25 protein-coding genes and 1 pseudogene are annotated in these 24,760 nt (G+C 63.5%); 20 read left to right on the top strand and 6 right to left on the bottom strand.

The genetic code is table 11. The features are described 5' to 3' along the window. Positions 1-72: 72 nt before the first annotated feature. The 3 genes from GV818_RS10375 to GV818_RS10365 are packed head-to-tail and all read left to right on the top strand — an operon-like array spanning position 73 to position 2,213. Positions 73-1,002: a DHH family phosphoesterase gene (locus tag GV818_RS10375; protein ID WP_161758191.1), complete on the top strand. Its 930-nt coding sequence runs from the start codon at positions 73-75 to the stop codon at positions 1,000-1,002. A 13-nt stretch (positions 1,003-1,015) separates the two neighbouring features. Then, positions 1,016-1,285, top strand: coding sequence for a DUF7660 family protein (locus GV818_RS10370; RefSeq protein WP_161758192.1), 270 nt, complete (start codon positions 1,016-1,018; stop codon positions 1,283-1,285). Between the two features lie 55 nt (positions 1,286-1,340). Further along, a complete protein-coding gene (locus tag GV818_RS10365; RefSeq protein WP_161758193.1) occupies positions 1,341-2,213 on the top strand; it encodes a patatin-like phospholipase family protein in 873 nt (290 codons plus the stop codon). Here the strand turns inward: GV818_RS10365 and GV818_RS10360 are convergent. Then, on the bottom strand, positions 2,210-3,130 hold the full coding sequence (locus GV818_RS10360; RefSeq protein WP_161758194.1) for a MurR/RpiR family transcriptional regulator: 921 nt from the start codon (positions 3,128-3,130) through the stop codon (positions 2,210-2,212). The genes GV818_RS10365 and GV818_RS10360 overlap by 4 nt on opposite strands. A gap of 312 nt (positions 3,131-3,442) precedes the next feature. On the opposite strand from GV818_RS10360, the gene GV818_RS10355 reads away from it, so the two are divergent. From GV818_RS10355 to GV818_RS10295, 13 genes are all read left to right on the top strand, one after another. Beyond that, positions 3,443-5,380 (top strand): bifunctional 5-dehydro-2-deoxygluconokinase/5-dehydro-2-deoxyphosphogluconate aldolase, encoded by a 1,938-nt coding sequence (locus GV818_RS10355; RefSeq protein ID WP_161758195.1) that lies wholly within the window; start codon positions 3,443-3,445, stop codon positions 5,378-5,380. 60 nt (positions 5,381-5,440) lie between these two features. Further along, positions 5,441-6,346, top strand: a complete 906-nt coding sequence (gene iolE, locus GV818_RS10350) for a myo-inosose-2 dehydratase (protein WP_161758196.1) — start codon at positions 5,441-5,443, stop codon at positions 6,344-6,346. Continuing rightward, positions 6,343-7,152, top strand: coding sequence for a 5-deoxy-glucuronate isomerase (gene iolB, locus GV818_RS10345; protein ID WP_161776486.1), 810 nt, complete (start codon positions 6,343-6,345; stop codon positions 7,150-7,152). Before iolE ends, iolB begins: the two co-directional genes overlap by 4 nt. Before the next feature lie 40 nt (positions 7,153-7,192). Beyond that, positions 7,193-8,080 (top strand): TIM barrel protein, encoded by an 888-nt coding sequence (locus tag GV818_RS10340; protein ID WP_161758198.1) that lies wholly within the window; start codon positions 7,193-7,195, stop codon positions 8,078-8,080. Between the two features lie 10 nt (positions 8,081-8,090). Then, a complete protein-coding gene (iolD, locus tag GV818_RS10335; RefSeq protein ID WP_161758199.1) occupies positions 8,091-10,028 on the top strand; it encodes a 3D-(3,5/4)-trihydroxycyclohexane-1,2-dione acylhydrolase (decyclizing) in 1,938 nt (645 codons plus the stop codon). Between the two features lie 34 nt (positions 10,029-10,062). Next, the gene (locus GV818_RS10330; RefSeq protein ID WP_161758200.1) at positions 10,063-11,073 is read left to right on the top strand and encodes a Gfo/Idh/MocA family protein; all 1,011 of its coding nucleotides are present in this window, start codon (positions 10,063-10,065) and stop codon (positions 11,071-11,073) included. 350 nt (positions 11,074-11,423) lie between these two features. Beyond that, entirely contained in the window at positions 11,424-11,606 is a 183-nt protein-coding gene (locus tag GV818_RS10325; protein WP_178124843.1) for a hypothetical protein, read from the top strand. A 55-nt stretch (positions 11,607-11,661) separates the two neighbouring features. Continuing rightward, positions 11,662-12,588 (top strand): sugar ABC transporter substrate-binding protein, encoded by a 927-nt coding sequence (locus GV818_RS10320; RefSeq protein WP_161758202.1) that lies wholly within the window; start codon positions 11,662-11,664, stop codon positions 12,586-12,588. Between the two features lie 68 nt (positions 12,589-12,656). After that, a complete protein-coding gene (locus tag GV818_RS10315; RefSeq protein WP_161758203.1) occupies positions 12,657-14,210 on the top strand; it encodes a sugar ABC transporter ATP-binding protein in 1,554 nt (517 codons plus the stop codon). 69 nt (positions 14,211-14,279) lie between these two features. Beyond that, the gene (locus GV818_RS10310; protein ID WP_161758204.1) at positions 14,280-15,302 is read left to right on the top strand and encodes an ABC transporter permease; all 1,023 of its coding nucleotides are present in this window, start codon (positions 14,280-14,282) and stop codon (positions 15,300-15,302) included. Between the two features lie 395 nt (positions 15,303-15,697). Next, a complete protein-coding gene (locus tag GV818_RS10305) occupies positions 15,698-16,102 on the top strand; it encodes a TraR/DksA family transcriptional regulator (RefSeq protein ID WP_161758205.1) in 405 nt (134 codons plus the stop codon). 319 nt (positions 16,103-16,421) lie between these two features. Further along, complete coding sequence (locus tag GV818_RS10300) at positions 16,422-18,110, top strand: methyl-accepting chemotaxis protein (RefSeq protein ID WP_434738394.1); 1,689 nt, start codon at positions 16,422-16,424, stop codon at positions 18,108-18,110. A 122-nt stretch (positions 18,111-18,232) separates the two neighbouring features. Continuing rightward, positions 18,233-18,451, top strand: coding sequence for a hypothetical protein (locus tag GV818_RS10295; protein ID WP_161758207.1), 219 nt, complete (start codon positions 18,233-18,235; stop codon positions 18,449-18,451). Here the strand turns inward: GV818_RS10295 and GV818_RS10290 are convergent. The 3 genes from GV818_RS10290 to GV818_RS10280 all read right to left on the bottom strand — a co-directional run bounded on the left by GV818_RS10290 (position 18,448) and on the right by GV818_RS10280 (position 19,447). Continuing rightward, on the bottom strand, positions 18,448-18,687 hold the full coding sequence (locus GV818_RS10290; RefSeq protein ID WP_161758208.1) for a DUF2789 domain-containing protein: 240 nt from the start codon (positions 18,685-18,687) through the stop codon (positions 18,448-18,450). The genes GV818_RS10295 and GV818_RS10290 overlap by 4 nt on opposite strands. Positions 18,688-18,772: 85 nt before the next feature. Beyond that, the gene (locus tag GV818_RS10285) at positions 18,773-19,144 is read right to left on the bottom strand and encodes a hypothetical protein (RefSeq protein ID WP_161758209.1); all 372 of its coding nucleotides are present in this window, start codon (positions 19,142-19,144) and stop codon (positions 18,773-18,775) included. 72 nt (positions 19,145-19,216) lie between these two features. Further along, a complete protein-coding gene (locus tag GV818_RS10280) occupies positions 19,217-19,447 on the bottom strand; it encodes a hypothetical protein (RefSeq protein WP_368668929.1) in 231 nt (76 codons plus the stop codon). 656 nt (positions 19,448-20,103) lie between these two features. Between GV818_RS10280 and GV818_RS10275 the strand changes: the two genes are divergently transcribed. The 3 genes and pseudogenes from GV818_RS10275 (at position 20,104) to GV818_RS10265 (ending at position 21,449) form a co-directional block, all read left to right on the top strand. Continuing rightward, positions 20,104-20,574, top strand: a complete 471-nt coding sequence (locus GV818_RS10275) for a hypothetical protein (protein WP_306108697.1) — start codon at positions 20,104-20,106, stop codon at positions 20,572-20,574. After that, positions 20,571-20,777 (top strand): hypothetical protein, encoded by a 207-nt coding sequence (locus GV818_RS10270; RefSeq protein ID WP_161758211.1) that lies wholly within the window; start codon positions 20,571-20,573, stop codon positions 20,775-20,777. The genes GV818_RS10275 and GV818_RS10270 overlap by 4 nt, the downstream gene beginning before the upstream one ends. A gap of 153 nt (positions 20,778-20,930) precedes the next feature. Then, a pseudogene (locus GV818_RS10265) lies at positions 20,931-21,449 on the top strand (glycine betaine ABC transporter substrate-binding protein). Positions 21,450-21,503: 54 nt separating this feature from the next. Here GV818_RS10265 and GV818_RS10260 read toward each other — a convergent pair. Then, the gene (locus tag GV818_RS10260) at positions 21,504-23,639 is read right to left on the bottom strand and encodes a TonB-dependent receptor (RefSeq protein ID WP_161776485.1); all 2,136 of its coding nucleotides are present in this window, start codon (positions 23,637-23,639) and stop codon (positions 21,504-21,506) included. Positions 23,640-23,726: 87 nt separating this feature from the next. Beyond that, entirely contained in the window at positions 23,727-24,113 is a 387-nt protein-coding gene (locus GV818_RS10255; RefSeq protein WP_178124842.1) for a DUF2946 domain-containing protein, read from the bottom strand. Positions 24,114-24,209: 96 nt separating this feature from the next. Between GV818_RS10255 and GV818_RS10250 the strand changes: the two genes are divergently transcribed. Next, positions 24,210-24,647 (top strand): DUF3995 domain-containing protein, encoded by a 438-nt coding sequence (locus tag GV818_RS10250; protein ID WP_161758214.1) that lies wholly within the window; start codon positions 24,210-24,212, stop codon positions 24,645-24,647. The last annotated feature ends 113 nt before the right edge of the window (positions 24,648-24,760 follow it).

The following is a 24,760-nucleotide window of genomic DNA, read 5'->3' as shown; positions in this document are numbered from 1 at the left end:
CATGTCACGGTCATGTCTTTGCGGCATGCTCGATGCCCCGGCCTTTAGGCCTTTGTGTACTACAGGGACGTCATGATCATTGTTACCTCCGGCGCGGCCTATCTGGATATTGACGCCTACGCCGGTTGCATCGCCTACGCCGAGTGGCTCAGCCTCAGCCTCAGCGGCCGTCCGGCCCGGGCCCTGAGCAGCGCTGCGCTCAACGAGAGCATTCCCGAAAGTTTCAGGCGCGACCTCAAGGGCCTGGATTGCCACGTCCCTGACGGCAGCGAGCAGTTCGTCCTGGTGGATGTTTCCAATCACCTGCACCTGGATCCCCTGGTGGACCTGTCGCGGGTGGTGGAAGTCATCGATCATCACCCGGGCTTCGAAGCGTTCTGGGATGAGCGCCTGGGCAGTCACGCGGATATCCGGCCGATTGGCGCCGCCTGCACCCAGGTCTACGAGCGCTGGCGCGATTCCGGGCTGCTGCCACGGATCAGCCGCGACAGCGCGCAACTGCTGGCGGCCGGGATTCTCGACAACACCCTGAATTTCACCGGCGACAGTTGCACCCCGGCGGACCTGCAAGCCTATGCCGCGCTGGCCCAGCGTGCGGGCCTGGACTGGCAGTGGCCCGAACATTACTTCCGCGAATGCCAGCAGCAGATCGAAGGGGGCTTGGAGCAGGCGTTGCTCAAGGACCTGAAGGTGCTTGAAGCCTCGAGCAATCTGCCCCGGTACTTTGCCCAACTGACCCTGTGGAATGGCGCCGGGTTGTTGCAGCACCAGCGGCCCTTGATCGAAAGAGTGCTGGGGCAGCGCGGTGACGACTGGTTGCTGAACCTGATCTGCCTCAGCGAGGGCCGCAGCTACTTGCTCACCGGCAGCAACCCCGACAGTGCACGCAAGCTCGACCGACTGCTAGAGTGCCCGGGCCTGGACGGCTTGCGTTGCCTGACACGGCCGATCCTGCGCAAGGAGCTGCTGCGCAAAGGCCTGGCATTGCAGCCGTCGACTTGAACCTGGAGTGCCCGTGGACCTTGATCAGCGATTGCAGCAGGTGGTGGATGAACGCAGCTTCCTGGAGTTTGTCCAGGCGCTGATCGCCGACCGCCGTCAGGAACAGCGCAAGACCCTGGCCGGGCAATCCGGCAGTTGGCACAACGATTCCATCGAGGACTATCTCGACAGCGCCCACGCCTGGGCCGAGGCGACGGCTGTCGGCGCCACCCAGGGGCTGGCCGAGGCCTCGCCCTGGCAGCGTTTTGCGGTGTTTTTGTACTGCGGCAAGATCTACGAATAAGCCTACCCGCTATGCTCAGCTTCTACGGCGCCAGCCTTGGCGCGGGAGCTCGATCATGAGTCAGGACCAAACCGCGTTGGTGCTTTCCGGGGGCGGCAGTCTCGGAGCCGTCCAGGTCGGCATGCTGCAAGCCCTGGTGGAACTGGGGATCGAATTCGATCTGGTGGTGGGCGCCTCGGTGGGGGCGATCAACGGTGCTTACTTCGCCGCTCGGCCCAATGCCCGGGGCGTCGCCGAGCTGGCGGACTTCTGGCGCGGCTTGCGCAAGGCCGATGTGTTTCCCTTTTCCCTGCTCGACAGCCTGGTGGCGTTCTTGCGTCACCGTGGTTGCCTGCTGCCGTCCACGGCCCTGGCCCGGCTGGTGCGGCGGGCCTTGCCGGTGGCGCGCATCGAAGACTGCGAACTGCCACTGCACATCGTCACCACCAACCTGCTCACCGGCGCCCAGGAAGTGCTGTCCAGCGGCAGCACCGAGCAGGCGCTGCTGGCCAGTGCGGCGATTCCCCTGGTGTTTCCCTGGGTGCGCATCGGCGACAAGTTGCTGGTGGACGGCGGGGTCGCGAGCAACACGCCGATCGCCGCGGCAGTAGGGCTGGGGGCGACGCGGGTGATTGTCCTGCCTACCGGTTTCGGCTGCGCTTGCCTGGCGCCGCCGGCCGGGATGCTGGCCCTGGCGCTGCACACCTTGAACCTGTTGAGCATGCGCCAGCTGGTGCGCGACATCGAACTCTACGCACCGCGGGTGGCGATCCATGTGGTCGACCCGCTGTGCCCGCTGGGCGTTTCGGTGTTCGATTTCAATCAAACCGACCAGTTGCTGCAGCGGGCTTACCGGCAGACCCTGGACTGGGTCGAGCAGGGCGGCCTGCAGCGCAGTGGTGTACCGGGCGCACTGCAGGCCCACAGTCATGGGGCGGCGTCGGGCTAGTCGTCGAAGCCGGCCTGTTCGTGAATCTCGTCCACCTTCAATTCCAGGCGATAGGCCACGGCGATGAACAGCGCCTGGCACAGGCACAGGGTGGCGCTCAGTGAACGGAAAGCGAAGGAGCTGCCTTCGTTGACCAGCAGCACGCTGTTGGCGCGCTTGGCCAGGGGCGAGAGGGTGCTGTCAGTGATGATCAGGGTCTTGGCCTGGTTATGCTGGGCAATGCGCAGGCAGTGCTGGGTCTCTTTGGCGTAGGGGGTGAAGCTGATGGCGATCACCAGATCGTTGGGACGGATGCTGCGCATCTGCTCTCGATAGCTGCCCCCCAGCCCCGACACCAGGTGGATGCGCTTGTTGGTGTGCTGCAGGTTGTACACCAGGTAGTCGGCCACGGCGAAGGAGCGACGTACCCCCACCACATAGATGTTGTCGGCGTTGACCACCAGGTCCACGGCCTGGTCGAAGGCCGTGTCGTCCAGTTCCAGCCCCAGGCGCTCGATGCCCGAGAGGGTGGCGTTGATGCATTCCCGGGCCAGGTCGCCGCCGCTGGCTTTCTGCGATTTGTTGGCGATCATGCTGCGCACGCGCTGTTGGTAGTTCTGCACCGGCGTGGCCTTGTGGGTGTAGGCCTGGCGAAACAGCGCCTGCATTTCACTGAAGCCGCTGAAGCCGAAACGCTGGGAGAAACGCACGATGGCCGAGGGATGCACTTCGCATTCCTGGGCGATGTCGCTGATCCGGTCGACCATGATCCGCTCGCTCTGCTGGCTCATGTAGCTGGCAATGCGCTTGAGCTGGCGGGGCAGGCTTTCGTACTCCTCGGTGATCAGCTGCAGCAGGCGCTCGGCATTGGCTGGGGGGCTGACGAGGTCGCTCTCTGGCGTACTCTCGGACAGGGCCGGCTGATCGGTGCGGGACATAGGGAATCCTTCTGGCGGATGCTGTGGGGGCGGTTGCGGGCAGCGCCCCGGACAATAGGTTGGCTGCGGCCAGTCTACAGGGTCGGCGTCGGGGAAATCTTCAGCGGTCCAGGCCTGGTGGCACTGCTGAAACGATGCACGCCACGGGGCTGGGCCTTGAAAATAAGTTTAATGGAAAAAATATTCCAAGTAAAAATATATAGAATAAATATTGATTGGTTTCGACAGTCGTTCTAGTCTGCATCCACCAAGAGTGCCTGCCAGCGCAACAACGGCGGCGGGCAGCGGCTGATAAAAATAACAGGAGCCAGCATGGGCCAGACTCGTTTTGCCAGTGGGCGTCAATTGGATCTGATCTGCCTTGGCCGCTTGGCCGTCGACCTCTATGCCCAGCAGGTGGGCGCTCGCCTGGAAGACGTCAGCAGCTTCGCCAAGTACCTCGGCGGCTCGTCCGCCAACATCGCTTTCGGCACCGCGCGGCTGGGGTTGAAGTCGGCAATGCTGAGCCGGGTCGGTGACGATCACATGGGGCGCTTCCTGCTGGAGTCGCTGCAGCGCGAAGGCTGCGATGTCAGTGCGGTCAAGGTCGACCCCGAGCGTCTCACTGCCCTGGTGCTGCTGGGTCTCAAGGACCGCGAGACCTTTCCCCTGTTGTTCTACCGCGAGAACTGCGCCGACATGGCGCTGTGTGCCGAGGACATCAGCGAGGCCTTTATTGCGTCGAGCAAGGCGCTGTTGATCACCGGTACGCATTTCTCCAGCGCCGGGGTCTATCGGGCCAGCGTCCAAGCCTTGGAGTACGCCGAGCGCCATGGTGTGCAGCGGGTGCTGGATATCGACTACCGGCCGGTGCTCTGGGGCCTGGCGGCCAAGGCCGATGGCCAGACCCGCTTCGTCGCCGACCAGCAGGTCAGCCAGCATGTGCAGAGCATCCTGCCGCGCTTCGACTTGATCGTCGGCACGGAAGAGGAATTCCTGATTGCCGGTGGTTGCCAGGCGCTGCTGCCGGCCTTGCGCCGGGTACGCGAACTGACGGCCGCGACCCTGGTGGTCAAGCTCGGTCCCCAGGGTTGCACGGTGATTCATGGGGCAATTCCGTCGCGCCTGGAGGACGCGGCGCTGTACCCCGGGGTGCGGGTCGAAGTGCTCAATGTACTGGGGGCCGGTGATGCTTTCCTGTCGGGGTTTCTCAGTGGCTGGCTGGAGGGCGCGGACGATCAGCGCTGCTGCGAACTGGCCAATGCCTGTGGCGGCCTGGTGGTGTCGCGTCATGCCTGCGCCCCGGCGATGCCGACCCGGGCCGAACTGGATTATCTGCTCAGCAGCCCGCTGCCGATTACCCGGCCGGACCAGGATGCGACGTTGCAGCGCCTGCACCAGGTCAGCGTGCCGCGCAAGGTCTGGCGGCCGCTGTTCATCTTCGCTTTCGACCACCGTGGGCAACTGCTGGAGCTGGCCCAGCAGGGCGGTCGCGAGCTCAAGGCCATTGGTCAACTCAAGTTGCTGTTCATCGAAGCGCTGCAGCAGGTCGAAGCCGACCTGCGCGAGCAGGGCATCGAGGCCGATGTCGGGTTGCTGGCCGACCAGCGTTTCGGCCAGGACGCGTTGAATGCCGCCACCGGTCGCGGCTGGTGGGTGGCGCGCCCGGTGGAAGTCCAGGGCTCGCGGCCCCTGGCGTTCGAGCATGGGCGCTCGATTGGCAGCAACCTGATCGCCTGGCCCCAGGAGCAGATCATCAAGTGCCTGGTGCAGTACCACCCCGATGACGAACCGTTGCTGCGCCTGGAGCAGGAAGCGCAGCTCAAGGGGTTGTACCAGGCGTCCCAGGTCAGCGGTCATGAACTGCTGCTGGAAATCATCCCGCCCAAGGATCTGCCCGGCGCCCATCCGCAGGTGCTGTACCGGGCCATCAAGCGCCTTTACAACCTGGGAATCTACCCGGCCTGGTGGAAGATCGAAGGCCAGGACGCGGAGCAATGGCAGTGTCTGGATGAGCTGATCGAGGCACGTGACCCCTATTGCCGTGGGGTGCTCCTGCTGGGCCTCAATGCACCGCCGGCGGACCTTGCCGAAAGCTTCCGCCAGGCCGCTCGCAGCCGCAGTTGCCGGGGCTTTGCGGTGGGCCGCACGATCTTCCAGGAACCCAGCCGCGCCTGGCTGGCGGGAGACATCGATGACCAGGCGCTGATTGCCCGGGTGCAGGGCACCCTGGTCCAGCTGATTGACGCCTGGCGCAGTGCCCGGGGGTGATGGCGAGGGTTGAGAGCAGCCGTCGCCAGATTGATCTGAACAACAATAAAAGGTGCAGCCATGCCCGCCATCCGAATTGGCATCAATCCGATTTCCTGGAGCAACGACGACCTGCCGGCCCTGGGCGGTGAAACCCCCTTGAGCACGGCGCTGGCCGAAGGCAAGGCGATCGGCTACGAAGGTTTTGAACTCAACGGCAAGTTTCCCAAGGATGCCAAGGGCGTCGGCGATGTGCTGCGGCCCTATGACCTGGCGCTGGTTTCGGGCTGGTACTCCGGCCGCCTGGCCCACCGCTCGGCGGCCGAGGAGATCGACGCCATCGGCGCCCATGTGCAACTGCTGGGGCAAAACGGCGCTCAGGTGCTGGTCTATGGCGAAGTCGCCGACTCGATCCAGGGCCAGGCCATTGCCTTGGTGGAGCGCCCGCGTTTTCACTCCGAACAGGCGTGGCAGGACTATGCCGACAAGCTCAGCGAACTGGCCCGTTTCACCCTGTCCCAAGGCGTGCGCCTGGCTTATCACCATCACATGGGCGCCTACGTTGAATCCGCCGCCGATATCGACCAACTGATGCGGCGCAGCGGACCTGAAGTCGGCCTGCTGTTCGACTCGGGCCACTGCTACATGGGCGGCGGCGAGCCCTTGACGGTGCTGCGTCGGCACATCGGACGGGTCTGCCATGTGCACTTCAAGGACGTGCGCAAGGCTGTGGTGCAACTGGCGCGCAATCACCTGTGGAGCTTTCCCGACTGCATCATCAACGGCACCTTCACCGTGCCTGGTGACGGCGCTATCGATTTCGCCGGGTTGCTGGAGGAACTGCTGGATGCCGGGTATCAGGGCTGGTTGGTGGTGGAGGCCGAGCAGGACCCGGCGGTGGCGCCCAGCTACGTCTACGCGAAGAAGGGCTACGACACGCTGCGCACTCTGCTTGATGCTGCGCAGCAACGGAGGATGGGGGCATGAGCCTGCTGGTCAAGAGCAACGCCATGGGCCGGACCATGGTCCAGCTCGATGAGGGCGTGTTGCAATACGTGGGGTTTGCCGCCTACCGCCTGAGCCGTGGCGAAAGCCTGCCGCTCAGTGCCGGCGACCGCGAGCTGTGCCTGGTACTGCTCGGCGGGCGAGTGGATATCCACGGCGAGGCGCCGAGGCAGGGACGTTTCAACTGGGACAACATCGGCGACCGCCACTCGGTGTTCGAGGACAAGTCGCCCTTTGCGGTCTATCTGCCGCCGGGCAGCCAGGTCCAGGTCAGCGCCCTGAGCGAGGTGCAGATAGCCGTATGCTCCGCTCCCGGCTGCCGTGAAGCGGGCCTGGGGCCGCGGCTGATCCGCCCCGAGCAGTGCTCGCGCAGTGTGCGCGGCAAGGGCGCCAACACCCGCTATGTCTGCGACATTCTGCCGGACAGCGAGCCGGCCCATTCGCTGCTGGTGGTGGAGGTGCGCACGCCGTCGGGGCATTCCTCCAGCTACCCGCCGCACAAGCACGACAGCGATGACCTGCCGCACCAGAGCTTGCTCGAAGAGACCTACTACCACCAGATCAGCCCGTCCCAGGGCTTTGTGTTCCAGCGGGTCTACACCGATGACCGGAGCATCGATCAGGCCATGGCGGTGGAGCACAGTGACCTGGTGGTGGTGCCCAAGGGCTATCACCCGGTCAGCGTGCCTTACGGCTACGAGTCCTATTACCTGAACGTGATGGCCGGGCCGAAGCGGGTCTGGCAGTTCCATAACGATCCGCAGCACAGTTGGCTGCTGGACCTCTGAGCCGCTTGCTTTCTCAGTTGCCCGCGGGAGCACCAGGACCATGCCTCAGCCCTTGCGTTTTGCCTTGAACCGGATGGTTGCACCGCAGCTGTCCCTAAGCGACTTCATTGACCTGGCGCTGGCCGTGAAGGTCGACGCCATCGAGCTCCGTAACGACCTCAAGGGGGTGGAGATCGAAGATGGCACGTCTGCCGAGCGGGTCCGCGAGCTGTGCGCGGTTCGCGGCGTCAAGGTGCTGTCGATCAATGCGCTGTATCCCTTTGATGTGTGGAACGAGCAACGCCGCCGGCAATTGCTCGACCTGGCGGGCTATGCCCGTGCCTGTGGAGCCGCAGGCCTGGTGCTGTGCCCATGCAACGAGCGTGACGACCCGCGTACCGAGGCCCAGCGAGTGGCGGGGCTGGAGCGCGCATTGAGCGAGATTGCGCCGATTCTGCGCGAGCATGGCTTGCAGGGTCTGGTCGAGCCGCTGGGGTTTGAGCAAAGCGCGCTGCGCTACAAGCGCGTGGCGCTGGAGGCGATCAGGGCCTGTGCCGGGCTGGACGTGCTGCGCCTGGTGCACGACACCTTCCACCACCACTTGGCGGGCGAGCAGGTGCTGTTCCCCGAGCTCACCGGGTTGCTGCACATCTCCGGTGTCGAAGCGCTGCAGACGCCGCTGTCCGCTCTGCGCGACGGCCACCGAGTGCTGGTGGGCGACGCGGATCTTCTCGGCACCACGGCGCAGATCGCCGGCCTGCTCGATGGCGGTTATGGCGGCTACCTGTCGTTCGAGCCGTTTGCCGCCAGCGTCCACGGGCGGTCGGATATTCGCCAGGCCCTGGAGGCCAGCATCCGCCACCTACGCCAGGCCCTGAGCTCACGACCCGCGGTGGGCGCCGACAAAGAACACAGTGCTGCGGGTTCAGTAGCACCCATGTACCTCTGAAGGAACTGACATGAGCACGACACGGTTGACCATGGCCCAGGCCCTGGTGAAGTTTCTCGACAACCAGTACGTCGAGGTGGATGGGCGGCAGAGCAAGTTTGTCGCCGGGGTCTTTTGCATTTTCGGTCACGGCAACGTGCTGGGGCTGGGCCAGGCGTTGCAGCAGGCGCCGGGCGAGCTGTTGGTGCACCAGGGGCGCAACGAGCAGGGCATGGCCCACGCCGCCATCGGCTTTGCCAAGCAGCACCTGCGACGCAAGATCTACGCCTGCAGCGCCTCGGTGGGCCCCGGCGCGGCCAATATGCTTACCGCGGCGGCCACTGCCACCGCCAACCGCATTCCCTTGCTGCTGTTGCCCGGGGATGTGTTCGCCAGTCGCCAGCCAGACCCGGTGCTGCAACAGATCGAGCAGTTCCATGACCTGAGCATCAGCACCAACGATGCCTTCAAGGCAGTGAGCAAATACTGGGACCGGATCAATCGCCCGGAACAGCTGATGAGCGCGGCGCTGCAGGCCATGCGGGTGTTGACCGATCCTGCGGAAACCGGCGCGGTGACCCTGGCGCTGCCTCAGGATGTGCAGGCGCAAGCCTACGATTACCCGGATTATTTCTTCGCCCGGCGGGTGCACCGCATCGACCGGCGCCCGGCCACCGAGGCCATGCTGGCGGACGCACTGGCGCTGCTGCAGGGCAAGCGTCAGCCGCTGATTATCTGCGGCGGCGGGGTCAAGTACGCCGGGGCCAACCAGGTGCTGCAGGACTTTGCCGAACGCTTCCAGATCCCGATCGCCGAAACCCAGGCGGGCAAGAGTGCGCTGCTGTCCAGCCATCCGTTGAATGTCGGCGGGATCGGTGAGACGGGCTGCCTGGCCGCCAATCTACTGGCCCGGGATGCCGACCTGATCATTGGCGTCGGTACCCGCTACAGCGATTTCACCACCTCGTCGAAGTGGTTGTTCCAGCACCCGCAGGTGCAGTTTCTCAACCTTAATATCCATCCTGGCGATGCCTTGAAACTTGATGGCGTGCAACTGCTGGCGGACGCCAAGGCCGGTTTGCAGGCGCTGGGCACACTCCTGGCGAGCCATGCCTACCGCGCCGACTGGGGCACGCAGGTGGCGGCGGCCAAGGCGCAACTGGAGGCGGAAGTGGACCGGGTTCATGGGCTGCACTACCAGAGCGATGGTTTTGTTGCCGAGATCAGCGACCGCCTGGACCCGGCAGTGCTGAGGGAATTCATCGAACTGAGCGGTTCCTGCCTGACCCAGAGCCAGGTGCTTGGAGTGCTCAACCAGACCCTGGCCGATGACGCGGTGATCGTCGCCGCTGCCGGCAGCCTGCCCGGTGACCTGCAGCGCAGCTGGCGCAGCAAGGGGGTCAATACCTACCACGTGGAATACGGCTATTCATGCATGGGCTACGAGGTCAGCGCGGCCCTTGGGGTCAAGCTCGCCGAGCCCGAGCGCGAGGTTTATGCCCTGGTGGGGGACGGTTCCTACCTGATGCTGCATTCGGAGCTGGTCACCTCGATCCAGGAGCGGCGCAAGATCAACGTGGTGTTGCTGGACAACATGGCCTTCGGTTGCATCAACAACCTGCAACTGGGCCAGGGCCTGGACAGTTTCGCCACCGAGTTTCGCTACCGCGATCCGCACACCGGCCAGCTCGATGGCGGCCTGATCCCGGTGGACTACGCAATGAGCGCCGCCGCCTATGGCTGCAAGACCTACACGGTGTGCACCCTTGAACAGCTGCACGCGGCCCTTGCGGATGCGCGCCGGCAGACCGTCTCGACCCTGATCGACATCAAGGTGCTGCCCAAGACCATGCTTCACGGCTACCTGTCGTGGTGGCATGTGGGGGTGGCCGAGGTCTCCACCAGCGCCCGGGTTGCCGCTGCCGCCGAGGGCATCCGCGAGCAACTGGCCAAGGCCCGGCAGTATTGAAACTCGCGAACCGAACAATCACAGGAGTACTTGCATGACTCTGCAATTAGGCGTTATCGGCACCGGTGCCATTGGTCAGGATCACATTCGGCGTTGCAGCCAGACCCTGTTGGGCAGTCGAGTGGTGGCTGTTACCGACATCAATCTGGAGCAGGCGGCCCGGGTGGTCAGCGAGCTGGGGCTCGACGCCGAGGTCTACGCGGACGGCCATGCGTTGATCAAGGCCGCGCACGTGCAGGCGCTGCTGGTCACTTCCTGGGGGCCGAGCCACGAGGCGTTCGTGCTGGCGGCGATTGCCGCCGGCAAGCCGGTGTTCTGCGAAAAGCCCCTGGCGGTCACCGCTGAAGGGTGCCGGCGCATCGTCGAGGCCGAGATCGCCCATGGCCGGCGACTGGTGCAGGTGGGCTTCATGCGGCCCTACGATGCCGGCTACCAGGCCCTCAAGGCGGTGATCGACAGCGGCCGGATCGGCGAGCCGCTGATGCTCCACTGCGCCCACCGCAATCCCAGGGTGGGGGAGAACTACCAGACCGACATGGCGATCACCGACACCTTGATTCATGAACTGGACGTGCTGCGCTGGTTGCTGGCGGACGACTATGTGTCGGTGCAGGTGCTGTTTCCGCGTACCACCCGCAATGCCCATGCCCGGTTACGCGATCCGCAGATTGTGCTGCTGGAAACCGCCCGTGGTACGCGCATCGACGTCGAAGTGTTCGTCAACTGCCAGTACGGCTACGACATCCAGTGTGAAGTGGTGGGGGAGAGCGGCATTGCCCGTTTGCCGGAGCCGTCCCAGGTGCAGCTGCGCAGCGAGGCCACGTTGTCCACGGCGATTCTGATGGACTGGAAAGACCGTTTCATCGCCGCCTATGACGTTGAGTTGCAGGCGTTTATCGACGGTGTGCGGGCCGGCCAGGTCGGTGGCCCCTCGGCCTGGGATGGCTTTGCTGCAGCGGTAGCGGCTGATGCCTGCATCCAGGCCCAGCAGAGCGGGGCGATTGTGCCGGTGAGCCTGCCTGAGCGGCCAGGGTTCTACGCCTGACTGTTGCCCAGAGGCTGGCGTGTTGCAGGGGCGGCAGGGCGGCGTTGCGTTGGCCGGTGCAGGCAGGCTCAAGACCGCGACAAAACTTGCCGGCCTCTGCGCCGGTAAGCCGCCACATGCGCAGGGATTAATGGCGGGTGGCGGGTGTTCGGAGGCGTCGGTGGGGGCTGCCAGTAACCGCATCTTGCCGGGATGGAAGAGCAATAGAATTAAATTCTAAAAGTTGTTGATATAGAAATTATTTTCCAATAAAGTCATTTTCAGGTTGCCGACTATCAAGGCTCCCACAGCCCTCAAGCCCCGCTTGAGAGCATGGCGAGCCAACCAACAAGAACAAACAGGTGCCGTTGATGAAAACCTTTCGCTCTGTTTTGCAACTGCCGTTCCGCGCACTTGCCACTTCACCCCGCGACCTGCTTCGCGTCCCGTGGTCTTCTCGATTGTTATCCCTGCTCAGCGGCCTGTGTGTTGAACACCAGGGCTCGTTGCTGTGCTGCATGCCCGGCGCGCCAGTGCTGTATGCGCCGGCTTGAGCGGCGACTGCGTTTTATCCATGAAAACCGATAAGAATGTGGAGAACGACTTTTGATGAACATTCAGATCCGAATGCTTTCCCTCAGCCTGGCGCTGATGGTGTTCAGCGGCGCGGCGCTGGCCCAGGTGCGAATCGGCGTGAGCATGTCGCAGTTCGATGACACCTACCTGACCTACCTGCGCGAGTCCATGGACCAGAAGGCCAAGTCCATGCCCGAGGGGGTGCAGTTACAGTTCGAGGACGCCCGCAGTGACGTGGTCAAGCAACTGAGCCAGGTGGAAAGCTTCATCAGCCAGAAGGTCGACGCGATTGTGGTCAACCCGGTGGACACCGCCGCCGTGCGCAAGATCACTGAAGCGGCGGTCAAGGCCGGGATTCCCCTGGTCTACGTCAACCGCCGCCCCGATGACCTGAACCTGCCCAGGGGCGTGGTCACGGTGGCGTCCAATGACCTGGAGGCGGGCAAGATGCAGATGCAGTACCTGGCCGAGAAAATGGGCGGCAAGGGCAGCATCGTGATGCTGCTGGGGGACTTGGCGAACAACTCCACGACCAACCGCACCAAGGGCGTCAAGGAGGTGCTGGCGCAGTACCCGGGCATCAAGGTCGACCAGGAACAGTCCGGCGTCTGGTTGCGGGACAAGGGCATGACCCTGGTCAATGACTGGCTGACCCAGGGCCGCCAGTTCAATGCGGTGGTGGCCAACAACGATGAGATGGCCATTGGCGCGGCCATGGCCCTGAAACAGGCCGGCGTGGCCAAGGGCAGTGTGCTGATCGCCGGGGTCGACGGCACGCCGGACGGCTTGCGCGCGGTTGAGCGTGGCGAGCTGGCGGTATCGGTGTTCCAGGACGCCAAGGGCCAGGCCGATGGCTCGGTGGAGACCGCAGTGAAGATGATCAACCAGCAACCGGTGGAGGCCGCAGTGTGGATTCCCTATCGGCTGATCACCCCGGAAAACGTCGCCCAGTTCAAGTAGCCAGCCGGTCCTTCAATCATCAAGCCGGCCGGGCGGCCATGCGCGCCGGGCGGCTGGAGTAGCTGATCATGCACGCTTGCGCGTCTGTTTCGAGCCTGGAACCCCTGAGCACGGTAGCCGTCGTGCCGCCCCAGGAGCCTTATCTGCTGGAGGTGATCAATGTCAGCAAGAGCTTCCCGGGAGTGGTGGCCTTGTCCGAGGTGCAGTTGCGAGTGCGTCCCGGCACGGTACTGGCGCTGATGGGGGAAAACGGCGCCGGCAAGTCGACCCTGATGAAGATCATCGCCGGCATCTATCAGCCCGACTCCGGCGAGCTGCGGCTCAAGGGCCGGCCGGTGAGCTTCGCCTCGCCGCTGGCGGCGCTGCAAGCGGGGATCGCGATGATCCACCAGGAGCTCAACCTGATGCCGCACATGAGCATCGCCGAGAACATCTGGATCGGCCGCGAGCAGCTCAACGCCCTGCGCATGATCGATCACCGGGAAATGCACCGCTGCACCGCGGCCTTGCTGGCGCGCTTGCGCATCGACCTGGACCCCGAGGAGCAGGTGGGCAACCTGAGTATTGCCGAGCGGCAGATGGTGGAGATTGCCAAGGCGGTGTCCTACGACTCCGGCGTGCTGATCATGGACGAACCGACCTCGGCCATCACCGACAAGGAGGTGGCGCACCTGTTCTCGATCATTGCCGACCTCAAGGCTCAGGGTAAGGGCATCATCTACATCACCCACAAGATGAACGAAGTGTTCGCCATCGCCGATGAAGTGGCGGTGCTGCGCGACGGTGCCTATATCGGCCTGCAACGGGCCGACAGCCTGGACGGCGACAGCCTGATTTCGATGATGGTGGGGCGCGAGCTGAGCCAGCTGTTCCCCCAGCGCGAGAAACCTGTCGGCGACCTGCTGCTCAAGGTCCGCGACTTGCGCCTGGACGGGGTGTTCGACGGGGTGTCGTTCGATCTGCATGCCGGGGAGATCCTGGGCATCGCCGGGCTGATGGGCTCGGGGCGCACCAATGTGGCGCAAACCCTGTTCGGCATCACCCCCAGCGACGGCGGCGAGGTGTTCCTCGACGGTCGGCCGCTGCACATCAGCGAGCCGTACATGGCCATCAGCCAAGGGTTTGCCCTGCTCACCGAGGACCGCAAGCTCAGCGGCCTGTTTCCCTGTCTGTCGGTCCTGGAAAACATGGAGGTGGCGGTGTTGCCGCATTACACCGGTGGCGGTTTCGTCCGGCAGAAGGCCCTGCGTGCGCTGTGCGAGGACATGTGCCAGCGGCTGCGGGTCAAGACCCCGTCGCTGGAGCAGTGCATCGATACCCTGTCCGGCGGCAACCAGCAGAAAGCCTTGCTCGCGCGCTGGCTGATGACCCAGCCGCGGATTCTGATTCTCGACGAGCCGACCCGGGGCATCGATGTCGGGGCCAAGGCCGAGATCTACCGGCTGATTGCCTTCCTCGCCAGCGAAGGCATGGCGGTGATCATGATTTCTTCGGAGCTGCCTGAGGTGCTGGGCATGAGCGACCGGCTCATGGTCATGCACGAAGGCCAGCTGATGGGCACCCTGGACCGCGCTGAGGCGACTCAGGAACGGGTCATGCAACTGGCCTCGGGCCTGAACTAGATATTCAACCCAGGGGCGCTGGCCCGGCGTGTCCGGCGCTGGCGTCGCTGTTGATCAAGGTGAGCGGTTATGAACGCAATACTGGAAAAAAAACCGGCAGCGGCAGTGGTCAACCGTCGCCGGCGACTGCCGAGCGAGTTGAGCATCTTCCTGGTACTGATCGGCATCGGCCTGGTGTTCGAGCTGTTTGGCTGGATCGTCCGCGACCAGAGCTTCCTGCTCAACTCCCAGCGCCTGGTGCTGATGATCCTCCAGGTGTCGGTCATCGGCTTGCTGGCCATCGGCGTGACCCAGGTGATCATCACCACCGGCATTGACCTGTCCTCCGGCTCGGTGCTGGCGTTGTCGGCAATGATTGCCGCGAGCCTGGCGCAGACTTCGGACTTCAGCCGCGCGGTGTTTCCCTCGCTGACCGACCTGCCGGTGTGGATTCCGGTACTGGTCGGGCTCGGGGTCGGCCTGCTGGCGGGGGCAATCAACGGTAGCGTGATTGCCCTGACCGGCATTCCGCCCTTTATTGCCACGCTGGGGATGATGGTCTCGGCCCGTGGCCTGGCGCGCTACTACACCCAGGGCCAGCCGGTGAGCATGCTCTCGGACGCCTACACCGCGATTGGCCAGGGCGCGATGCCGGTGGTGATCTTCCTGGTGGTGGCGGTGATCTTCCACATCGCCCTGCGCTACACCAAGTACGGCAAGTACACCTACGCCATCGGCGGCAACATGCAGGCGGCGCGCACTTCAGGGATCAACGTCAAGCGTCACCTGGTGATCGTCTACAGCATCGCCGGGTTGCTGGCGGGGCTGGCCGGGGTGGTGGCCTCGGCGCGGGCCGCGACCGGCCAGGCGGGGATGGGCATGTCCTATGAACTGGACGCAATTGCCGCCGCGGTGATCGGCGGCACCAGCCTGGCGGGAGGGGTCGGGCGCATCACCGGCACGGTGATTGGGGCGCTGATCCTCGGGGTCATGGCCAGCGGCTTCACCTTCGTTGGCGTCGATGCCTACATCCAGGACATTATCAAGGGCTTGATCATTGTGGTGGCGGTGGTCATCGACCAGTACCGCAACAAACGCAAGCTCAAGCGTTGAGTGCTGGAGTGGGGGCGGGCGGCCGAGGTTGATCAAGGTTGTTTTCGCAGCCACTTTTTGCCTGCAAAGAGGTTGGAAAACTGCAAGAAAACCGTGAATCTGCTGTCTGGTACTGCCGTTTGTCTTCTAACAGGCCCGCGGTTATGGAATTTTTTGTTATAAACGCACTCCGATAATCGCCACCAAAGCCCGCAATTGCGGGCTTTGCTCGGTTTGTCGGACAGATTCGCTGTCATTTCAGTTGCTGCGCCCTCAAACCGGCCTTAGACTGCCGCCCCTCGTAAATTGAGTGCCGGGTGGCGCTTAGAAGGTATGGCGCCTTTCTGATGACCTGACGGGTCAACCGGAAACAGTTTGAATTCGCCTTAATGCACGTATTTTTTATAGAGAAATCAATGACCAAGGAAAAGTTGCTGGCCATGCCGGCGGATGACTACATGAATGCCGAGCAGCACGCTTTTTTCAGCGATCTGTTGCAAGCCATGAAGGTGGAAACCCACGAGCGCATCGAACAGAACCGGATCGCCATTGAAAGCCTGGACACCCCGGCTGACCCGGCTGATGCCGCCTCCGTTGAAGAAGAGCGCACTTGGTTGGTCAACGCCATTGATCGTGACCAGCGCATGCTGCCGCAACTGGAGCAGGCCCTGGGCCGGATCAGTGACGACAGCTTCGGCTGGTGCGATGACAGCGGCGAGGCGATTGGCCTCAAGCGCCTGCTGATCAGCCCGACCACCAAGTACTGCATCGAAGCCCAAGAACGCCACGAGCAGATCGACAAGCATCAGCGACAGGCTTGATAGCCGCTGCAAGTTGCAAGCTTCAAGCGGCAAGAGAGGCGCCGGGCCCATGACCATGTGCTCCGGGGATCGACCTGCTCAATCCTGGCATTGTCCATTCGCTTGAAGCTCCGCCAGTGCGGGCGCAAGGAACGCGCCCACAGCGAACCTCCCAGGTTCCACCCCAGCCCTCATCGCCGAGTGCAAAAAGCCCTGCGCCTGCCGCTGCTTTATTGATCTCCTGCAACCCCCGCCCCCACAGACCCTGAATAATGGCCGACGCATGCCTCTGGCCGTTTATGGTTTGGAGCCTGCCGCTGCGCTGTCCTACTAAGGGACCATGGATAATGGCTTTCTAGTGGCGTCTAATGCCGGAAAACAAATAGAACGATGTGGGGTGAGCAACATGTCAAGAGAAGGATCTCTAGCGGTGCCTGTCGCGCAACCGCTGGCAACACCCGGGACTGCCAGCTGGTGGGCGCCGAGCTTGCAGAGCGCGGCCTTGATGGGGTTGCTGGGTGGCCAGGCCCTGGGCGAGTGGCCGCTATACCTGTGCCTGCCGCTGGCGGTGCTGGTGGTCTGGCTACCCAGGCTGCGGACGCGCAAGGCGCCCGAGGCGTCGACGGCAACCGCTGAAAATGAACTGTCCACGCTGACCCGCGACCTGTCCTACAGCACCACCCATAACGCGCTGTCCGCCGCCGGAGTGGCCTACTCGGTGACTCAACTGGCGGGCAAGCTGCAATCCCAGCTGGACGCTGCGGCACGCATCGTCGGCAGCGCCGAAGTGATGATCAAGACCGAACAGGCCACCTCGCAACTCAGTCGCCAGGCCCTGAGCGCCGCCAGTGAGGCCCACGCCCGCAGCGCGGAAGGGCGCACGGTGCTGGGCGAGTCCATCAGCCGCATGCACTCCTTGAGCCAGCGCGCCAATGGCAGCCGCGAGCTGATCGAGGCCCTGAGTCAACGCAGTGAGGAGATCCAGCGGGTGACCCTGGTGATCCAGTCGATCGCCAGCCAGACCAATCTGCTGGCCTTGAACGCCGCCATCGAGGCGGCCCGGGCCGGGGAGCATGGCCGCGGTTTTGCCGTGGTTGCCGACGAGGTGCGCGGGCTGGCCGGGCGTACCGCCACCGCCACCGATGAAGTCGGGGTGATGGTGGCCGATATCCAGCAACGCACCAGTGATGTGGTGGAGCAGATCCGCCAGCTGTCCGACGACCTGAACCTGGGGGTCGAGCAGGTGGAGCACACCGGCCAGCACCTGGACACCATCGCTCACTTGGCGGCAGGCGTGGAAGGGCAGGTCGGCGAGATCGCCCGGGGCGCCGAGACCAATCGCGAGCAGTTGGACAGTCTGTTCCATGCGGTGGAACAGATGCGCAGCGATCTGGCGGTCAGTGACCAGCAGACCCGCAGCCTGGCCCAGGCCGCGGTACAGATGGAGGGGCAGGCGGAAACCATCAGTGAGCGCCTGGCCGCAGTTGGCCTGGATGACTACCACCAGCGCATCTATGACCTGGCGCGTGAAGGTGCGAAACGCATCACCGAGCAGTTCGAGACCGACCTGGCAGAGAACCGGATCAGCCAGGATGACCTGTTCGACCGTCACTACCAGCTGATCGCCAACACCGATCCAGCCAAGTACCAGACCCGTTTCGACCGCTATACCGATCAGGTGCTGCCGCCGATCCAGGAATCCCTGCTGCCGCGCCACAATGGCCTGGTGTTCGCCATCGCCTGTACCCAGGAAGGTTATGTGCCGACCCACAACCAGGTGTTCTCCCAGCCACTGACCGGTGACCCGCAGGTGGACAACCTGCATAACCGCAGCAAGCGCAAGTTTGCCGATCGCACCGGCATCCGTTGTGGCAGCCACCAGCAACCGCTGTTGCTGCAGACCTACACCCGCGATACCGGCGAGCTGATGCATGACTTATCGGTGCCAATCATGGTTCAGGGGCGGCATTGGGGCGGCCTGCGCCTGGGCTACAAACCCGAGCAGGCAGCGCCGCAGCGCAAGGGCTGAGAACGGCGATTGTTACGCGTGATGTAACGCAGCTGTGCAGAATCAGGCTGTTGCGAGGACCAGGAAGTTATTAGTATGCCCAACATCGTTAGGCAGCTAACTAATTTCCTGGAGGGTTCTCCATGCACGGTAAAGTCGATGTGGCGGTGATGATAGGCAGTGGCGTACCGAGCTCACTGCGAGCCTTGGGGCGCAAGGCCTGCTGGGTGGTGCTGGTCAATGGCGAACAGCGCGGCACGGCCTTTGCCAGTCGCGCCGAGGCCGAAGAGTGCCGCCAGGCCTGGCAGCAGCAACTGGCGGTCTGCCAGCCTGGCCAGCGACACCTCAAGCACTCGGCTTAGCCCGCTTGATGCAGGCGCAGGTTGAGTTCGTCTACTACCGGGGTCCAGTCGGCGTCTTCGCGCAGTTGCTGCTTGAGGAAGGCCGCTTGTGGTGCGGTCCTGAATTCGGCGTCCACCAGTTTGCAGTCTTCGGCCAGGGGCGAATATTGGCTGATGAAGGCGTCGATGGCCGCGGGGCTGGAGTCCAGGCCCAATTGATCGAACAGGCCTTCGAGGGTGTGGGTTGGCGCTTCCATGATGATCCCCTTGCTTGGCGTGGCAGCACCGGCGCTGCCTCTGAGTCTCTGAGGCAGTGCGGGCTCGCAAGTTCGATCGGCGTCGTCAGGTCAGGGTGCCGCTCTGGGCTTGGAACAGCGCGGACTGGGCCATCGACAGGGCGGTGCTGTAGGCCATGACCTGGGCCTGCGCGGATGACCGGGCCATGGCGTGACCGGTCTCGGAGCTGGAGGTGGCCCCCTTGACTGTCTCCAGGCGTACCTTGGCCCGTAGCAGTTTGTGTTGCAGTAGCTCGATCTGTTTTTTCAACTGGCGGATGCGTTTCTTCTTGGCCAGCAGTAATGCCTCGGCCTCGCTGTTGGCACTGGAGCGACTGAGGACCAGGGTCTCGCCGTCGTCCGAGGGCTCCAGTGTGGCGGTGCCGGGAGGCGGGGTGAACAGTTCGGCAAGGCGAGTCGGTGGATTTAAGTTAATCATCGTGATGCTCTTAAAACGGATCTCGCCTTTGTGTCGGTCGCGCCGCCGGATCCTTGATCGGCGCGGCACACATCAGGCGTTCAGGGCGCCCTGGTCGACGGCCAGCTTGAGGGCCTTGGCGGACTCCCTGGCTGCCGCTGCCGCCTCTTCCGAGGTCTTGAACCAACGGTCGCGTTCCACTTGGTGGAAGGTGATCTGGGTGAGTGGAGGTTTGGCGCGCATGGCAATCACGGCCTGGAATTCGCCCTCGACTTCTCTGCACTCGCCACGAATGAAAAACTCGCCAATATCTAGTTCGATCACTTCTAGCCTTCCCTTGGAGATGAGTGAGTGCTTGAACGTCCGCATGCTGCGGTCATTCAACCAACAGCGGAGTATGGCAGTTGTTGCGCTGTGGTGGGCTGAGTTATGTCACCTGGGCTCTAGGTGGCGAGGAGTCTGATGGCCTAAACTGAAACTTCTTCTGTTTAACTCCGGCAATGTGCAGCAGCGTTTCAGAGTGTCAGTGGTTAGAATAGAGACGCCGTTGAGCACTGGTTCAGGGCAACATTACCCGCCGAAGAGCAAAAGAGCGGTTTGTTTGAGTACGCAGGTGCGAAGTGACAAGTCGCTTTAAATAGTCGAAATGCACAAAGTTGCTCTAGAATTGCCTCTGCAACCCGCAGTGGCTGCCGAACCGGGATTCATGATCTGGGTGTGTCCGGCCAGTTGGCCTGTTTCAGCCCTGTCCCGGATTATGCGCTGCCACATCGGGCTGTCAGAGCCTACTCCTTGAGCCTTCGACATGTGCCTGATGCATCGGCGAATTACGCTTTGCCCAGCGCCGTGGCCGCAGGAGTGCCAGGTTCACTAGAGCAATTGATGGATGATTGATTGGAGTCACTACGCCGCCATGGCGGTTTTTTCGTGCTGTCCGTTTTTCCTCGGGCGGCATCATTTTGAGTATCGGGGAGTGTTCCTTGGCAGTAAGTAATCTTGAAATGCATGCGTTGTTCGTTTTGGGCGATTTGCGCGCAAAACTGGTCAAGCAATTCCAATCTCGTTTTGTCTATGTCACCGAACAATCCGCCGAAGGTACCTACATCGCCGAGATCGACACCGAGACGGCTCTGGTGGTGGACGATAAGCAGCGCCTGGAACTCAAGGTCGGCGATCACTTTCGCGCCGCTGTGCTGCCCAGCCGAGAAGGCGGCAAGCTGGAGATCCGCTTTCGCGAGATCAAGCTGACGGTCTATGGTCTGGGCGACTACGCCTTTGTCAGCAGCCCTCTGGGGCAGGGGATCGTCTTCAAGGAAGGGCATTCGGTGGTGACGGTCTTCGCCGCCCACGAGCAATTGCAGGAAGGCCTGACCAAGACCCTCAAGGCCGTCACCGCCAAGGCCGCCAAGTTTCGCAAGGGTGAGTTGGTGAGCTTCAAGGCCAGCGAGTGACGCGCCAGAGCCGTGCCGAGTTTCATCAGCAGCACCTGGCCGCCGCCTGTAGCGAGGCCCAGCGCCTGTTCGCACAGAAGGCGGTGTTGCAGGGGGCCTGGCTGAGTTGGGTGGCTGCACAGATCTACGGCCTGCGCCCGGCGGCCTACGCCAGCATGGTGCGCCGTGAATTGCAGCGCCTGCAGGAGCCGGCGGAGCGATGACCGCCCGATCCGGCGTCACTCCGGGTGGAAAATGCGCAACCTCTACTACAGTCAGTTGACTTAATGCTTCAGGGGCCTGGCGTGCATACGCAGGAAGACCCTTTGGCCCTGATCCCGAGCCAAGAGGAGCACCCCACGCAAGGATTCCGAGCGCTGCTTGCCGGCAACCTGTTGACCCTGGCCGCGCTGAGTGCGCCGCCGGTGGCCGCGGCGTCCCAGCCGATTCACTTCGCCGACCGGAACTGGGAAAGCGGCAGCCTGATCACCGAACTCCTGCGGATTATTGTCGAGAGCGGTTATGGCCTGCCCACCGACACCTTGCCGGGTACCGGCATCACCCTGGAGACGGCCCTGGCCAACCACCACTCCAGATGCCGAAGCCTGGAAGACCCTGACCGACGCCGACAATCCCAACCCGCGCCCGACGCGTTCCCTGGCCTCGAAATTATCGATTGGTGTGTCCGCGCCTTTTCATAAGCAGTACCCGCAGTTGGTGGTTTCTTCAGCAAGGTCGACCTGCCCATCGACCCCTTGAACCAGGCCCTGGCGCAGATGAGTGAGAACCACAGCGCACCACGCGAGGCGGCCCGGGCATTCCTCAAGCAACACCCCGACATCTGGCGCGCCTGGGTGCCCGAAGACGTCGCCGATAAACTCAGCGCCGCCCTGTAGGCGCCGAACCTAAGGCCCCGGCAGACCTGCTCGTCGACCGGGGCGCGGTCTGGCTTAGAAGCGTGTCTGCACTGCGACCTCGAAGGTGCGCGGTGTGCCCAGGTAGTAGGCCGGCGAGACATGGGCAAACTGGCCGTAGACCTCGTTGGTCAGGTTGCGTACGCGGCCGGTGACGCTGGTATGGCTGTCGACCTTGTAGCGCAGGAAGCTGCCGTACAAGGTGTAGGCGGGCATGGTCAGGGTGTTGGCGTTGTCGGCGTAGACCGAGGCCACGTAGCGCGCATCGACCCCGGTCTGCCAGCTCGGCGTCAGGTCATAGGTCAGCCACAGGTTGGCCACCTGGTCCGGGACGTTGGTCGGGGTGTTGCCCTTGCGCGAGACCACCGCGCCGCTGGCGATTTTCTCGTTGAATGCACCGTACTCGGCATCCACCCAGGCGAAGTTGGCTTCCGCCAGCAGCTTGGGGGTGATGCGCAGGGAGCTGGCCAGTTCGATGCCCCTGGAGGTCTGCTGGCCCACCGGGATGCTGTTGGCCGGGTCCAGGGGATCGGTGACGGCAAAGTCCTTGCGCTCGATGCGATAGGCGGCAACGGTCGCCGAGCCGCGTCCGTCCAGGTAGTCGAACTTGCTGCCCACTTCCCATTGCTTGCCGGTCGACACCTCGAAGTTCTGGGTCCCGCTGGGCTGTTCGGCGGCGGTGCTGTATTGCACATAGACATTGGCACTGGGCAGGAACTGGTAAGTCAGCCCCAGGCGGCCGGTGATCGGCTCCCAGCTGCGTTTCAGGTGCCTTGGGTTGCTGGCGCTGATCACCCGGTGGTTGGTCACGTCGAGGTCGATGGCGTCATAGCGCAGGCCGCTGAGCAGGGACAGTTCATCGGTCAGCGCCAGGCGGTTCTCGACGAACAGCGCGTGGGTGGTGACCTGATTGGTCTTGTCCTTGACGAAGCCCTGGCGGGTGCCTTTCAGGTCATAGAAATACCCCGGCTGGAAATTGCCAGGATCGACACTGTTGGTGGCCGGCACATTCCACGGCGAACTGGTGGTGCTGTTGACCTTGTACTCCAAGCCCCCGGACCAGGTGGTGTCGAGCCCTAGCAGTTGGTCATCGTGGCGCAGTTCGAACTGGTTGCCGTATTGCTCGCCCTGGTGCCGTACCAGGTAGGCGGTGGAGCGGTTCACCTGGGTGTTGTCGGGGCTGTAGCGGTAGGTTTCCAGGTTGCGGTAGTCGCGCTGGCTGTCCAGGTGATAGAGGGTGCTGCGCAGGGTGGTGCTGGGGTTGATCCGATAGTCGATGATCGAGCGCAGCCACACCGTGCGCTGTTCATAGAGGCCGTCGGCGACGTTGTAGTTGTTGAAGCGGTTGTGCTTGTCGATCTTCAGTTCGCCGGCCTTGGGGTTGAGCACCGGGGTGCCCCAGTAGGGGCTGTCTTCGTGCTCGTCCTGGTACTCCAGGGCCAGGGTGTGGGACAGGTCCGGGGTCAGGTCGCTGAGCAGGGAAAACGCCAGGCTCCAGGCATCCCGCTGCTGGCGGTCGATGTAGCCGTTGCTGGTGTTGTGGCTGACGTCGAAGCGCGCGTAGTGCTGTACCTCGGCGCCGGCCGGGCTGAGGCCATGATTGACCCCAAAGGCGGTTTGCGTAGTGTCGTAGCTGCCATAGCTGAGCAGCCCTTCGGCAGCCTGTTCGCGACGCTCCGCGAGCTTGGTCACGTAGTTTAGCGAGCCGCCCACGGAGCCTGCGCCATTGACCAGCGACGAGGGCCCGCCCAGCAGTTCCACCCGGTCATAGATCCAGGCGTCCACCGGCCGCGCCAGGCCGGTGGCGACGTTGATGCCGTTGAACATCTGGGTGATCTGGCTGCTGGTAAAACCTCGGTAGGAGATGAAACCGCCAAAGCCTGGCGGTGCACTGGCATTGACCCCGGGCAGGGCATTGGCGGCGTCCTGGAAGGTCCGGGCGCCACGCCGTTCGAGGTCCTGGCGGCTGGCCACGGCCACCGAGGCCGGCGTCTCCCGCAGGCTCAGGCCCAGGCGCGAGGCCATGCCGCTGGACTGGTCCAGGCTCAGGCCCGGTTCGGCATCGGCCTCATCGGCGCCCACGGTGGTAGGGGCCAGTTCGAGGCTCGGCTGGCCCCAGGCGTTAACGCACAGGCAGCCCAGCAGGCTCGCCAGTAAAGGAAGGTGTTTCATCGGTGCATCCTGAATTCTTGACTAGGAAAAGGCCCACGAGACAGCGCCGCGCAAAGGCGCAGTGGGCTGATTGAGCACGAGCAAGAGTCAGGCGAGAGGCGGTGCCCGGGGATGGGCGTCGGGCCAGGTGTAGCGGGCGGGGAGATGAGGCGGGGCCGGGAGTGCCAGCGGCGGTGCCTGGGGTTGCGGCAGCACGACCAGGCTCAGGCTGGAGTTCAGCGCCGGGCCCATGCCGCCGGTGGAGCACAGCGGGCAACCGAAGGCCTTGGACAGGGTCGGCAGCGAGTCCTGTTCGGCCGGGTTCTGCGCCGGTGCCTGGGTGTTGGGATCGATGCTGCAGAACTGCCCGCCAATGCCGTTGAGCTGCATGCCGAGCATCTGCCCGTGACCGATGCTGCAGGCGAACACATTGAACAGGACGCAGCAATAGAGCATCCAGGCAACGAGTGAGCGATCGGATCGGGCAAATTTCATGGGGCGGCACTTTATCATCGAAGGTGACAGACGTACTTACAAAAGTTGCGATTCGGGTCCATTCTCTTTACGACTTTTTTACAAGGATGTCGGAACATGAATCTTCTGCTTGCGCAGGGAGTGGCTGGCAGCTTCCTGTTGATCAGCATGGCCCATCTGTACTGGGCCACCGGTGGCAAGCGTGGCAGTGATGCGGTGATTCCCCAAGTACCGGGGCCGTTGCCGGGAATGACCCAGCCGGCGTTTCACCCGCCGGCCTTGGCCACGATGCTGGTGTCGGTGGGGCTGCTGCTGGTGGCGATGCTGGTTTGCCTGCGGGTCGGGCTCTACCTGCCGACGGTGAGCCATCCCTCCCTGCAGTGGGTGATCAGCGCCATTGCCTTGCTGATGTTCGCCCGGGCCATTGGCGACTCCGAACTGGTGGGTTTTTTCAAGCAAGTACGGGATTCGAAATTCGCCCGCCTCGACACCCTGTTCTACTCGCCGCTGTGCGTACTGCTGGGCACCGGGCTGCTGGTCCTGGCCTGGGCCTGAAGGGCCGCCAGCTCGCTGCAGGCGCTGACGGGTGTAGGAGCTGGCTTGCCAGCGAAGGCGTTTTCAGAGTCGCTGCAAGGTTCACGGAGCTCCTCGCCGGCAAGCCGGCTCCT

Origin of the sequence: Pseudomonas sp. Fl4BN1 (assembly GCF_009908285.1) — a bacterium.
In the GTDB taxonomy this organism is placed as follows: domain Bacteria; phylum Pseudomonadota; class Gammaproteobacteria; order Pseudomonadales; family Pseudomonadaceae; genus Aquipseudomonas.
Note: the sequence above shows the minus strand (reverse complement) of the source record. Positions and strands in the feature narration are given on the sequence as shown.